The 12,810-nt window shown below is 69.9% G+C and carries 11 protein-coding genes and 3 pseudogenes; 6 read left to right on the forward strand and 8 right to left on the reverse strand.

The window, feature by feature from the left end; genetic code table 11:
- Positions 1-11: 11 nt before the first annotated feature.
- The 4 genes from AB0D59_RS04680 to AB0D59_RS04695 are packed head-to-tail and all read right to left on the reverse strand — an operon-like array spanning position 12 to position 4,127.
- Entirely contained in the window at positions 12-899 is an 888-nt protein-coding gene (locus tag AB0D59_RS04680; RefSeq protein WP_362560750.1) for a sugar phosphate isomerase/epimerase, read from the reverse strand.
- Positions 896-2,023 carry a Gfo/Idh/MocA family oxidoreductase gene (locus AB0D59_RS04685; protein WP_362560752.1) on the reverse strand — a complete coding sequence of 376 codons (1,128 nt, stop codon included), beginning with the start codon at positions 2,021-2,023 and terminating at the stop codon, positions 896-898. The genes AB0D59_RS04680 and AB0D59_RS04685 overlap by 4 nt, the downstream gene beginning before the upstream one ends.
- A gap of 35 nt (positions 2,024-2,058) precedes the next feature.
- Complete coding sequence (locus AB0D59_RS04690; protein WP_362560754.1) at positions 2,059-2,979, reverse strand: sugar phosphate isomerase/epimerase; 921 nt, start codon at positions 2,977-2,979, stop codon at positions 2,059-2,061.
- Positions 2,976-4,127 (reverse strand): Gfo/Idh/MocA family oxidoreductase, encoded by a 1,152-nt coding sequence (locus tag AB0D59_RS04695; RefSeq protein WP_362560756.1) that lies wholly within the window; start codon positions 4,125-4,127, stop codon positions 2,976-2,978. Before AB0D59_RS04695 ends, AB0D59_RS04690 begins: the two co-directional genes overlap by 4 nt.
- A gap of 222 nt (positions 4,128-4,349) precedes the next feature.
- On the opposite strand from AB0D59_RS04695, the gene AB0D59_RS04700 reads away from it, so the two are divergent.
- Positions 4,350-5,573: an ROK family transcriptional regulator gene (locus AB0D59_RS04700; RefSeq protein ID WP_362560759.1), complete on the forward strand. Its 1,224-nt coding sequence runs from the start codon at positions 4,350-4,352 to the stop codon at positions 5,571-5,573.
- A gap of 192 nt (positions 5,574-5,765) precedes the next feature.
- Here the strand turns inward: AB0D59_RS04700 and AB0D59_RS04705 are convergent.
- Positions 5,766-6,746 (reverse strand): annotated as a pseudogene (locus tag AB0D59_RS04705) (transposase); the annotation flags it as partial.
- A gap of 25 nt (positions 6,747-6,771) precedes the next feature.
- On the opposite strand from AB0D59_RS04705, the pseudogene tnpA reads away from it, so the two are divergent.
- Positions 6,772-7,189 (forward strand): annotated as a pseudogene (gene tnpA, locus AB0D59_RS04710) (IS200/IS605 family transposase).
- Here tnpA and AB0D59_RS04715 read toward each other — a convergent pair.
- Positions 7,111-7,824, reverse strand: coding sequence for a catalase-related domain-containing protein (locus AB0D59_RS04715; protein ID WP_362560761.1), 714 nt, complete (start codon positions 7,822-7,824; stop codon positions 7,111-7,113). The pseudogene tnpA and the gene AB0D59_RS04715 overlap by 79 nt on opposite strands.
- A gap of 245 nt (positions 7,825-8,069) precedes the next feature.
- Positions 8,070-8,933: a helix-turn-helix transcriptional regulator gene (locus AB0D59_RS04720; RefSeq protein WP_362560764.1), complete on the reverse strand. Its 864-nt coding sequence runs from the start codon at positions 8,931-8,933 to the stop codon at positions 8,070-8,072.
- Positions 8,934-9,065: 132 nt separating this feature from the next.
- Here AB0D59_RS04720 and AB0D59_RS04725 point away from each other — a divergent pair, with 132 nt between their 5' ends.
- Positions 9,066-10,025, forward strand: a complete 960-nt coding sequence (locus tag AB0D59_RS04725) for an NADP-dependent oxidoreductase (RefSeq protein WP_362560766.1) — start codon at positions 9,066-9,068, stop codon at positions 10,023-10,025.
- Between the two features lie 10 nt (positions 10,026-10,035).
- Here AB0D59_RS04725 and AB0D59_RS04730 read toward each other — a convergent pair whose 3' ends face one another.
- Complete coding sequence (locus tag AB0D59_RS04730; RefSeq protein ID WP_362560768.1) at positions 10,036-10,533, reverse strand: MarR family transcriptional regulator; 498 nt, start codon at positions 10,531-10,533, stop codon at positions 10,036-10,038.
- A 120-nt stretch (positions 10,534-10,653) separates the two neighbouring features.
- On the opposite strand from AB0D59_RS04730, the gene AB0D59_RS04735 reads away from it, so the two are divergent.
- The 3 genes and pseudogenes from AB0D59_RS04735 (at position 10,654) to AB0D59_RS04745 (ending at position 12,714) form a co-directional block, all read left to right on the forward strand.
- On the forward strand, positions 10,654-11,031 hold the full coding sequence (locus AB0D59_RS04735; protein ID WP_362560770.1) for a hypothetical protein: 378 nt from the start codon (positions 10,654-10,656) through the stop codon (positions 11,029-11,031).
- Positions 11,016-11,324, forward strand: a pseudogene (locus AB0D59_RS04740) (integrase core domain-containing protein); the annotation flags it as partial. The gene AB0D59_RS04735 and the pseudogene AB0D59_RS04740, both read left to right, overlap by 16 nt.
- 313 nt (positions 11,325-11,637) lie before the next feature.
- A complete protein-coding gene (locus AB0D59_RS04745; protein WP_362560772.1) occupies positions 11,638-12,714 on the forward strand; it encodes a polyprenyl synthetase family protein in 1,077 nt (358 codons plus the stop codon).
- The last annotated feature ends 96 nt before the right edge of the window (positions 12,715-12,810 follow it).

Raw genomic sequence — 12,810 nt, forward strand, 5'->3', positions numbered from 1 at the left:
GCCGGTCATGCCTACGCCTGCCGCGCGGCCCACTCGCCGCAGAGCCGCACGCTCTCGTCCGGCGTCGGCCGGGCGCCCCGGTCGACCTCGATGATCAGCCACCCGTCGAAGTCGTCGGGCAGGGCGCCGATGAATCCTTCTATGTCGGCGTTTCCGTGGCCGGGTTCCGACCACAGCCCCGCCAGGACGGTCTTGCGGTAGTCCCAGCCGGCCTCTCTGGCCTGCGCGGCGAGGCCGAGGTCCAGGTCCTTGATGTGGACACTCGCCACCCGGTCCGCATAGTCGCGCACGAGCTGCGCCGGGTCGGCGCCGGCCCACGCCAGGTGGCCCATGTCGGGGCCGAAGGCGAGGAGGGAGGAGTCGACGGTGTCCAGGACGAACCGGGCCTCCAGCTCGGTCTCGGCCCAGGTGCCCACATGCGGGTGGAAGGCCGGGGTGATCCCTTCCGCACGGATGATCCCGGCGATCTCGGCAAGCAGGTCCCGTACCCGTTCCAGGCGTCCCTGCTCCGCCAGGTGCCCGACGGCGGGACGGGCCACGCGCTCGGCGTCCTTTGCCATTCCCATGGCGAGGAAGACGGTGGGCACACCGAGTTCCGCGTGCTGTGCGGCGACCCGCGCGGCCGTGTCGCGGAAGGTCTGCCGCTCGGTCGCGTCGTCGGTCAGGCGGACCGGGATGTAGCCGGGCGCGGGGCTTATGCCGTACTCGGCGAGCTTCTCGGCGTACGCCCGCGCGGTCAGGTCGCCGGGGACGGCGCTGTGCAGGGAGGTGATGCCGGCGTCACGGATGACCGTGAGCTGCTGGTCGAGCGGCGGGGCGAGCGTGGGGTCGATCCAGCCGTCGGCGCTCGCGACCCACTGCAGGGGGTTGATGGCCAGACGGTCCTGCCTGATCTTCATGCGGTGCGGTCCTCTCGGTGGGCGGGGCGCGGCTCGGGGCGTTCACAGCTGCTGGTCGGCGTGACGAAACGGTTCTCCCGCTGGGAGGTCTCGAAGCTCGCGAGAACCTCCAGGACGTGGAGGGCGAACTGGGCGTTCGCGCGGTGCGGCCCGCCGTCGATCGCGCCGGCGAGGTCGCGGACGCCGAGTCCACGGCGGTGCTGCTCGGGGGTGTCCACGGCGCCGAAGAGCTCGGTGACCGGGCTGAGCACCTGCCACTCCTCGTCTCCGTGCCGCTTGAGGCGTACGTCGCCGTCGAAGAAGTTGGGGTTGGGCAGGGCCAGGGTGCCCTCGGTGCCGTAGACCTCGATGCGGGGCAACTCGGTGTCCCAGACGTCGAAGCTCATGAGCGTGGTGCCGATGGCTCCGGAGGCGAAGGTCAGGGTGGCGGAGGCGTGCGTCGGAACCTCGACCGTGATCTCGTCGACCACGCGCCCGGGGCTGGTGACCTTGCGGGTGGGCGCACCGATGCGGGTGGCTGCGGACACCTGGGCGACCGGGCCCAGACAGTTGACGAGCGCGGCCAGGTAGTAGGGACCCATGTCGAGGACGGGGCCGCCACCGGGGCCGTAGAAGGCGCGCGGGTCCGGGTGCCAGGTCTCCGAGCGGCTGGAGCGTACGAAGGCTGTGGCGCCGACGGTCTCCCCGATCAGACCGGCGTCGATCGCGTGCCGGGCGGTCTGCACGGCGCTGCCGAGGAAGGTGTCAGGGGCCGACCCCAGCAGCGCCGTGCTGCGCGTGGCGGCGTCGAGGACCTCACGGGCCTCGGCGACCGTGGCCGCGAGCGGCTTCTCGACGTAGACGTGCTTGCCGGCCTCCAGCGCGGCGATGACGGTCTTGGCATGGAACTGCGGCGGGGTGATGTTGACGACGATCTCGACGGAGTCGTCGTCGAGGAGTTCGTCGCCGTCTCCCCAGGCCGCTATGCCGTACTCGTCCGCGGCCTGCCGGGCGCGGCCCGTGTCGACGTCGGCCACACGGACCACCTCGAACTCCGGGAAGGTGCGCAGGCCCTCGACATAGCGGCCGAAGATGTTGCCCGCGCCCAGGATCCCGATGCGGTGCCGTGCTTGCTGCTGAGCCATGAATCTCCCGTGGTCCGTGGGTGGTTGAGGTGGTTTCAGGCGATGACGAGGGGGCGTAGGGTCCGGTGCGCGATCCGCAGGCCGGTCTTGACCCGCTCCTCGGTGCCGCTCCACACCGGGTCCTCGTGCTCGACGGAGAGGGTTCCGGTGAAGCCGTTCTCGTACAGGGCGTCCACGACGGCGTTCCAGTCGACCTGGCCACGGCCCGGCACGCGGTAGCGCCACCAGCCGGTGTCCCAGGCGTCGTTGCGCTGTGCCGCCTTGCCGAAGAAGCCGTAGCGGTCCACCTTGCCGGGCAGGATCTGCAGGTCCTTGGCCTGGGCGTGGACGATACGGTCGGCGTACGGCGCGATGGTCGTGACCGGGTCGATGCCGATCCAGGTCAGGTGCGAGGGGTCCCAGTTCAGGTACAGACCGAGGGAGAACATCCACTCCCACAGCTCGGGCGAGTAGGCGAGGTTGCCCGGGTAACCGTCAGGGTGCCAGCCCTCCATCACGCAGTTCTCGATGATGAGCTTCACCCCCTTCTCGCCCGCATACTCGACGAGTTCGGGGAAGACCTTCTCGGCCTCGGCCATGTTGTGCGCCACCGGGCGGGTCCAGTCGCGGCCGACGAAGGTGCCCACGTACGGGACGTCCAGGGTGGCCGCCGTGTCCACGACCGTCTTCAGGTGGGCGTGGATCGCGGCGCGTCGCTCTGGGTCGGGATGGAGATTGTTCTCGTAGTAGGCGAGGGCGGAGATGCTGAGGCTGTGCTTCTTCAGCAGGGTTCGTGTCGCGTCGGCCGCCCGGTCGTCGAAGCCGGCCACGGGGAGGTGGGCCGCTTCGAAGTCGCGGCCCCCGGTGTCCGGCCAGGCGGCGACTTCCAGTGCCTCGTAGCCGGCCTCGCTCGCCCAGGCGGCGATCTCGGCAAGGGAGAGCCGGGGCAGACAGGCGGTGAGCATGCCGAGTTTCATACGGTGGCCTCCAGGGCTGCGGGTGCGGAAGCGATGTCGGTCCAGGTGAGCGACTCGGCAGAGGTCAGCACGGCTTCGACGATCCGGGCCGAGCGCACGCCGTCGGCGCCGGTGGGCAGGCCCTCGGGCGTCGCTCCGCGGATCGCCGCGTAGGCATCGGCGACGAAGGCGGCGAAGCAGTCGCCATAGCCCTGCGCGTGACCGGCGGGCAGGTGGGAGAGCCGGCGCTGCTCGGCCGAACCGTGGCCGGGGTCGCGTATGAGGATGCGCGCTCCGTCGGGGGCGCCGAGCCACGCCGTCTCGGGGTTCTCCTGGTCGAAGACCGCGCTGCCCGCGGAGCCGTCGAGCTCGAACCACAGCCGGTTCTTGCGGCCGGCCGACACCTGGGACACCGTCAGCGTGCCGAGAACCCCGTCGCCGGTGCGCAGCAGCACGGTCGCCACGTCCTCGGTGCGCACCTGGATCCGCGGTCCCCTGGCGGCGGTCGAGAAGCTCACACCGGCGCCGGCGGGGCGGGTGGCGACCGTGGTGCCAAGCCTCGCGGTCAGCTCGGTGAAGCGGACTCCGGCGACCCATTCGACCAGGTCGCACCAGTGCGAGCCGATGTCCGCGAACGCCCTCGACGGTCCGCCGTCCGACGGGTCGACCCGCCAGGACATGGCGTCGGCGGAGAGCATCCAGTCCTGCAGATAGCTGCCGTGGATCAGCTGCCACGCCCCGAACTCGCCGCGCAGCCGACGGTCGCGGATCTCCCGGACGAGCGGGTGGTAGCGGTAGACGAAGGGGACGGCGAGTACAAGTCCCGCCTCCCCCGCCAGCCGCGTGAGCCCTTCGGCGTCGGCGGCGGACGTGGCCAGCGGCTTCTCGCAGATCACGTGCTTCCCGGCACGCAGGGCCGCCTCCGCCTGCCGCACGTGCAGCGCGTTCGGGGTGCACACGTGGACGACCGTGACGCTGTCGTCGGCGAGCGCCGCCGGGAGGTCGGGATAGCGGGCGGGCACCGCCCACTCGTCGGCAATCCTCGCGCTGCGCTCGGGGGTCGAAGCGATCACTCCGGCCACAGAGCCGCCCGCGGCGCGGATCGCCCGGGCGTGGACGGCGCCGATCATTCCGGCCCCGACCACCACTGCCCGCATCGAGCCACTCACGGGTGCACCTCCGTCGTTGTCCAGCGACCGACCGCGGCCTGAACGCCGCGTTGCGCAACACCATCGTTTAGTTCGCCAACACAGCACAAGAGAACCAATTTAATTTTCTTCAAGGCCTAAAAGACGATGTAATTCGGGAAACATGTCGGCTTAGTCCGCCGCCAGTCCTCACCGTTCGGACTCTATTGACGGACACAAGGGGTCGGCATTACGTTCACGTGAATGCATAAAGATGACGGCAGCGCCGAGGAAGAGGTCGGGTCCTCCTCCGTGCCGCTCGCGCTGCGCCGGGTGCTGGGGCTCGTGGTCTCCGGCCAGGCGACCAACCGCGCCGAGATCGCCCGGCGCAGTGGCCTGGCCCGGTCGACCGTGGGCCAGCAGGTCGACCATCTCGTCGGCACCGGGATTCTGGAGGAGGTCGAGTCCAGACGGTCAGTGCGGGGCCGGCCGCCGCGTGTGCTGACGATCAGCCCGCAGGCAGGGAGCGTGATCGTCGTGGACGTCGACACCGCGGAGTCGCAGATCGCTCTCGCCGATCTGACCCGTCGGGTGATCGCGCGGGAGACGGTGGACGTCCGGATCGACGCGGGACCGCAAGTGGTGCTGGACGCGGTGACCGAACGGCTGCACGGGCTGCTGGAGAAGCATCGGCGCGCTCCCGACCGCGTACGGGAGGTGGTCGTCGGTCTGCCCGGGCCGGTGGACTTCGAGCAGGGGTGTGCGGTGCAGCCGACGGGCATGCCCGGCTGGGACGGCTTTCCCGTCGCCGAGTACCTCCGGGAGCGCTTCCACGCACCCATCGTGGTGGACAACGACGTCAACCTGATGGCGCTGGGCGAGGCCGCGCAGGCCCGGCTGGAGACTCCGCTGCTGTGCGTCAAGATCGCGAGCGGCATCGGGGCCGGTCTCATCACCACGCCCGATGACGTGTACCGCGGCGCCGACGGCGCCGCCGGCGACATCGGCCACATCCGGGCCGTGAGCGGTAGCAACGTCCTGTGCGCCTGCGGCAACGTCGGCTGCGTGGGAGCGCTGGCCTCCCATAAGGCGGTACTGCGAGGCCTCGGCATTGCCGAGTCGACCGCCGAGGATCCGCTGCACGGCGCCCGCGAACTCGCCCGGCGTATCGCCGCCGGCGACCCGACCGCCCTGCACGCCGTGCGTCAGGCCGCCACGGAGATCGGCGAGGTGGTGGCCATGCTGGTCCACATGTTCAACCCGCGCACCGTGGTGCTGGCCGGACCTCTCAGCGAACTGCGCGACGACCTCGTCTCCGCCGTACGGGCCGCCGTGTACCAGCGGGCCCTCCCGCTGGCCACCCGCAAACTCACCATCACCGCGACCCAGCTCAAGGGCGGCTCCGGCCTACACGGCGGCATCGCCCTGGCCACCCGGGACGCCTTCAGCCCGGCAGGCATCGCACGGCTGCTGCGCGAGGGGCGTTGAGCCACGGAGGGTCGGTTGACGGCTCCATCGCCACTCCCCCAGGGACCCGGCCTCGGCTTCACCGTCGACGAGCCGGAACCGCGCCAACTGGAGGCTCGCCGCCCGTGGTGATGGGTCTTCCCGGCGTCGATTTCGGCGTGGCCCCCTCGTGTGTCAGGGTGCGGCGCCGCTCGAAGGCCTCGGCCAGGAGGAGGTCCGGCCGTACCGGGCCGCTTTGTACTCCAGCATGCTGACGAACGAGGACCATCCGGCGTCGTGCACGGACTTGGCCAGTCTGGTGCGGGCCGGTCCCGCCACCGACAGGTCCTCCACGGCGATCCCTTGGTTCTCGGAGATCAGCCTGGTGGAGAGCTGGTGGTGGAACTCGCGGCGTGCGTCGGCGACCTTGACGTGGGCGCGGGCGACCTTCAGACGGGCCTTTTCGCGGTTCTTGCTTCCCTTCTGCTTACGGGACAGCTCCCGCTGGGCCTTCTTCAGCTTCTTCTCCGCGCGCCGCAGGAAGCGCGGGGAGTCGATTTTCGTGCCGTCGGACAGGACCGCGATGGGGGTCCCCCCGGACGGAGTCTGGGGGAGGGTGAGGCCGAGGTCGATGCCGATGGTGCGGTCGGTTTCGGGCATCCGCGCCTGGTCGGTGGCGGGGTCGGTGTCGATGACGAAGGAGGCGAAATACCTGCCGGCCGCGTCCTTGATGACGGTGACGGAGGAGGGTGTGCTGGGCAGGGTCCGGGACCACTTCACTTTCACCGTGCCGATCTTCGGCAGGTTCAGGCGGCCCTTGTCGGTGATGGACCAGCGGGCGTTGGCGGTGAACCGGATCGACTGACGGCTGCCCTTGCGGGACTTGAAACGGGGAGCACCGATCTTGGGCCCCTTGCGATCGCCGGTGAGGGAGGCGAAGAAGGTGCGGTACGCGGTCTCGGCGTCCCGCAGGGACTGCTGGAGCACCACCGCGGAGACCTCGCCCAGCCAGGACCGCTCCGTCGTCTGCTTCGCCTCGGTGATCAGCCTCTTGGACAGCTCTGCGGCCTTGGGGAACGGCTGCTTGGCCGCTTTGGCCTCCTCACGGGCGCGGACCGCGTCGTCGAACACGACACGGGCGCACCCGAACGCCCTCGCCAACGACCTCTGTTGGCCGGTGTCCGGGTACAACCCGAAGGAGTACCGGAGCTGCATGACGATCACGATACGTACTTGGGTTATGGGCGATATGCAGAAGATCAGAACTGGTAGGCACTGCACTTTCGTGATGCACGTCCATTTGGTCTTCGTGACCAAGGTTCCGGCACAAGGTGTTCACCGATGCCCACTTGAGGCGTATGGAAGAGATCACGCGGTCGGTGTGTACGGACTTCGAGTGCGAGCTGGTGGAGTTCAACGGTGAGGACAACCACGTCCACCTGCTGGTGAACTTCCCGCCCAAGGTCGCCGTGACCAAGCTGGTCAACTCCCTCAAGGGCGTCTCCTCCCGCCGCTTGCGCCGAGAGTTCCCCGACCTGGTACGCCACTACTGGCGGGCCAGCAAGCTGTGGTCCGGGTCTTACTTCGCCGGAACCGTCGGTGGCGCCCCGCTCTCCGTGGTCAGGCAGTACATCGAACAGCAGAACCGGCCGGTGTGAGCACCGCCCGGCTCCGCCGGGACCAGCCCGCGCGACGCTCCGCGCCGCAGGCGAGGAACTGCGGTGTCCGGCTCCGCCGGACCTGAATCCGCGACGCTCCGCGTCGCCACCATCAGATTCGCATCACCACCGGCCTGAAGGCCGATGCACTGCGAATGAATTCCGGTAGCCGGCTGCCTCCAAGGCACGGCCTCCTCGCCCCAGGCCCCGATGGCCTTGCCATGGCGGTACGCCTCGGTCACCGTCAGCAGCAGGCGTGGGGCGATGGCGGTGGCCACGGCAGCATCGTCGTCGACCTTGGCATCGCGCGCCTCGTAGGCGTCGGCGGCCGGAGCCGGTGCCCCGGTCGGCAGAATCGCGTCGAACTCGGTGGACTGGGCGGTCCCGGCGCACTTCCCATAGGCCGTCCAGATCGTCCGCAGCGAGTTGGGAGAGGGCGGGGCTCGGTTCGACCACCGCAGGCGGGAGGATCGCCTCGGGGACCGGAACCCCGGACCGGCCGCGACGTGCGTGCAGAGGTCCGGGTCAATGTTGGCGAGCACCTTCAGCGCCTGTTCCTTGATCGCCGTCTCCCAGCACTCGCCGAGCTCGAAGGTGTGGGCAGCGACGATGTGTTCGCGCTCGATGGGAGACATGCTGAGCCAGTACAGCCGGGCCTGGCTGAAGTGAATTCGCCGGCGCCGAAGCCACCGTCGACCGCGGCGGCGCCACCGCCACCCGTCGGCTGACCCGGCACTTGGCCTGGCTGACAACTCCCGTCGGCGCCCCCGCGACCCGAACCCGGGCGGACGTCCAGGGGCAGCCGACTTTCCGAAAGGAAGGCGCCCTCCGCCTCCGCTCCGAGCTCGAACTGGCCCGCGGGATTGGATTCCGTGCTGGGTCAGGGGGTGCCCAGCAGGCCGGCGAGCTGTTGGAGTCGCTCGGCGTCGGGGCTGCCTTCGGCGGCGGTGCAGACCATGAGCGCGGGGCCGGGGTTGCCCGGTATCGGGTAGGCGTCCCAGTCCAGGTTCAGTTCGCCGACCTGGGGGTGGTTGAGGCGCATTTGGCCGCAGGTGGGTTCCGCCACGTTGTGCAGCGCCCACAGGGCCGCGAACTCGTCGCTGCGGACGGCGAGTTCACCCACCAGCTCGACCGCGCGCGGGTGGCCGGGATCGGCGGCGACCTGCGTCCGCAGCATCCCGATCAGCTCCGCGACAGTGGCCGCCCGGTTCGGGCACGCCCGGTCGGCCTCGGGGTGCAGGAACAGCGCCAGCAGGTTCCGCTCCCTCTGCGGCTGCCGGGTGAACTCCCCCAGCAGGACACCGCCGAGCGGGTTCCACGCCAGCACGTCCAGGAAACGGCCGACGACCAGCGCGGGCGAGGGCATCGTGCGCAGCAACCGCTTTGTGGTCTCCGGGACTTCCTCCGGTTCGCGCGAACGCGGCGGGCGCGCCGGCGTGCGCGCGGCGGCGGCAAGGCTGTGCAGGTGCCGGGTCTCCTCGGCGGAGAAGCTCAGGGCGCGCGCGAGGGCGTCCAGGACCTGTTCGGAGGGGCGTACGTCGCGTCCCTGCTCCATGCGCTGGTAGTAGTCCGAACTCACCCCCGCCAGCAGGGCCAGTTCCTCCCGCCGCAGCCCGGCCACACGCCGCCGCGGGCCGGGTTCCAGACCGACGTCCTGCGGCCGCAGCCGGGTTCGGCGGGTTCGCAGGAACTCCGCGAGTTCGCGCCGGGGATCGTCTCTCATGGCGAGGGGTGAGTCGGTCACGGCGCCAGTATGCCGTCGGCGCGGCCCGCGAGGGTGGGTCTGCCAGACCCAGGAAGAGGAGAACGACCGTGCTGCCGCTTGCGGGGTCCAGCATCGGAGCAACCACACGGCCCACCACGGAAGGAACGCGCCATGAAGGCCGCTCAGATCACGAGTTTCGGTGCAGCGGATGCCCTGCAGATCAATGACGTCGACCGTCCCGCTCCTGGCGCGGGCGAGGTTCTGGTGTCGGTCGAGGCGTCCAGCGTGAACGGACACGACGTGATCGTCCGCGCGGGGGAAGTGAAGATGATCTCGGGACGCCGGTTCCCGATCGGTGTGGGCCTGGACTTCGCGGGAGTGGTCGCCGCGACCGGCGCCGGGGTCGAGGGTTACCGGGTAGGGGACCGGGTGTGGGGCATGGTGCATCCTCGTCAGCGGCACTCCGTCGCCGGGGCGGCCGAGTACGTCGTGGTCCCCGCGGGCCGGATCTCGGCCGCCCCGGCGGACCTTTCGTCGGTCGAAGCGGCGGCCTTGGTGGTCGCGGGTTCTACGGCGCTGATCGCGCTGCGCGACAGCGTGCACCTGGCGGACGGGGAACGGGTCCTGGTCCGGGGCGCGGCCGGCGGAGTCGGCACGGCCGCCGTGCAACTGGCCCACGCCATGGGTGGCCATGTGACCGCGCTGGCCCGCGACCGGCACGCCGAACTCCTCACCGACCTCGGCGCAGACGAGGTCCTGGACTACCGCTCCACCACCTCGGACCGGATCGGGCCGTTCGACGTCATCGTCGACACCGTCGGCACGGAACTGCACTGCTACCGAAGCCGGTTGGCCACGGGCGGCCGGATGGTCACCGTCGGGCTGTCCCCGTCGGCCCTGGCCGCGATCGCCGCGTCCAGCGTGTACGGTTCCCGCCGCATCCGCACCTTCAGCGCCAACCCCGAAACCCCCGTATTGCGCGATGTGGCCGACCGGGTCACGTCGGGAGCGCTGCGCCCGGTGATCGACAGCGTGTATCCGCTCGCGGACATCGCCGCGGCGCATGAGGCGTTCGAGCGCGGCGGCGCCGTGGGCAAGCACGTGGTGACGGTGCCGCGTAGCTCCCTCTGACGGAGCCCGGTCAGTGGGGCGTGGTGCGCAGGTCGATGCCGCGGTCGTGGGCGTCGGCGGTCACGATCCGGGTCGCCATCCGAGACAGCCGCTTCCGGTCGGTTTCGGGCAGCGGCTCGACACACCTCTCGATCTGCTCGGCGAACTGAGCGGCGACCTGTTCGACGAGTTGCCGACCGGCGTCGGTGATCGACACCTGGTAGGAGCGGCGGTCGACGGCGCTGGCGGTACGGGTGACCAGACCCCGGCGCTGTGCCCGGTCGACCAGGCCCGTGATCGAGGACTTGTCGAGGCCGAGGTGCCGACCGAGCTGGTTCATCGTCGGCTCCCGGTCCCGCAGTATCCCGAGCATTCGGGTCTGGACGACCGACAGGTCGTGCTGCCCTGCGATCTCGGCCAGAGCGCCCTGCACCAGGAACGACAGCTGAGCGAGCGCGTCGACCAGCCCGAAGTCCTCTTCTGCGGGCGACGATGCGGGCGGGGGCGGCATGTCGCGGGATGACGTCATGCCCCGATCCTACTTGCAAAGGTACGTGGCACCTACTAATTTGATTCGTGTCACGAACTAAACCCTTCGCGATACCTACTAAATCCTTCGTCCCGCGTACCAAACCTGAGGAGAGCAGCCATGGACATCCACGCCGCCGTAGTCAGCTCGTTCGACAACCCGCCCCGCTACGAGCCCTTCGATCTGCCCGCCCCCTCCGACGCGGATCAGGCTGTCGTCGACGTCCTCGCGGTGGGCCTGCACCCCCGGGTGCGTACCGGTGCGTCGGGCAGCCACTACACCAGCACCGGCAAGCTGCCGATGGTGCCCGGCGTCGACGGGGTCGGCCGGCGCGAGGACGGCCGCCTGGTGTACTTCGTCGCCGATGACGAACTCGTCCGCCCGATGGGCACCCGGACCGTCATCGACAGCCGCCACAGCATCCCGCTGCCCGACGGCGCGGACGTGGTGAAGATCGCCGCGGCCATGAACCCGGCCATGTCGTCGAACGCGTCCTGACCGACAACGGCTCCTGCTACAAGTCCCGTCTCTGGCGCGACGCCCTCACCGCGGCAGGGATCACCCACAAGCGAACCCGGCCCTACCGGCCGCAGACCAACGGCAAGGTCGAACGCCTCAACCGCACCCTGCTCGATGAATGGGCCTACGCCCGCCCCTACCGCTCCGAACAGGAACGGCGCGACGCCTTCCCCGACTGGCTGCACACCTACAATCACCACCGCGGACACACCGCGCTCAACGGGCAACCACCCGCCAGCCGCGTCCCCAACCTCACAGGGCAATACAGCTAGGGCGTTCGTCATCGGGGTGTGGCACATGTCTTGAGGCCATCAGTCCATCAGCTTCGGGGACGGCGGAGATCAGCTGACCGAGCCGCACCGTGTCGTCGAGAGAGGCGTTGCATCGCGCCCGAAGTCGGGAGCCACGCGTGTTTTGAGGGGACCTTGCTCGTTGACGGGGTATGAAGATCAAACGGGTGACCCGGAGCTATGAAAGCACTGGCGGTGTCCAAGATCGGGGCTGCTCAGCCGCGCACGGTAACCGGAACCTGGGGGCTACCGGTCACGGGAGCGTACCTGCGCCCGCTGTCGGAGTGGTGAGCCGGTGACCTTGAGCGTCATTGATGCCGGGGAGATCGACCTGCGTGCTGTGCGGGAGGAGGTCGATGCGGTGCTGGAAACCTTTCTTGCGGGCAAAGCCCGGGCGGCGGCAGAAAGGGGCCATACGCCGGAGGTGGTGGAGACCTTGCGGGGCTTCCTGGCCGCCGGCGGCAAGCGCATCCGGGCTCTGCTGTGTGTGGTGGGGTGGCATGCCGCGGGCAGGGGCGAGGACACCGCGTCCGTCGTTCGCGTGGCAGCGTCCCTGGAGATGTTCGTGGCTTTCGCCCTCATCCACGACGACATCATGGACGACTCCGTCAGCCGTCGCGGCCGCCCTGCTGTCCATCGTGTTCTTCGGGCGCGCCTTGGGCCCTGCGAGCGTGCGGAGCGCCTCGGTGCGGGCGGCGCCCTCCTGGTGGGCAATCTCGCTCTGATCTGGGCCCAGGAGCTGCTGCACACAGCCGAGCTGGATGGCGAGCGGCACCGGGCTGTGCACGGACTGTATGACGCGATGCTGGAGGAGGTGATGTACGGCCAGTATCTGGATGTGATGGGTACCGGCCGCGGGGATGACGACGTCGAGGCGGCCCTGGAGATCATCCGCTACAAGACGGCCACCGCGACGGTTGAGCGCCCGCTGCAGCTGGGGGCTGCTGTCGCCGGAACGGATGCGGCGACGTTGGACGTCTGTACGGCGCTGGGTATTCCGCTGGGGGAGGCGTTCCAGATCAGGGATGATCTCCTGGATGTGTTCGGCAGCGCGGACGGTGCCTGTGCGCCGGGCCTGGGTGATCTGCGGGAGGGCAAGCGGACCGTCCTGCTGGCCCTGGGCTTGCAGGCGGCCGACGTTGGGCAGCGGCAGCGTCTTCGTCACCTGGTGGGCCGGGCCGATCTGGATGAGGACGGAGCTGCGCAGGTGCGGGCCATCCTGGAGTCGACCGGAGCTCGTGCGCGTACGGAGGACATGATCGCCTCGCGCTATGAGCAGGTGCTGCGGGTCCTGAAGTCTGCCGGGTTTCCGCCGTCGGCCTCGAACGCCCTGCGCCGGCTGGCGGTGACCGCTACGCAGTACACCTCCTGACACTGCTCACGGCCCGGAAGCGCCGTGGGCAGGCCGACGGGCTGTCACCGGCCTCGCGGATCGGTGCGGGGCCGGTGCAGCGAAGCGCCGTGCTAC

Origin of the sequence: Streptomyces sp. NPDC048417 (assembly GCF_040651615.1) — a bacterium.
Lineage (GTDB): Bacteria > Actinomycetota > Actinomycetes > Streptomycetales > Streptomycetaceae > Streptomyces.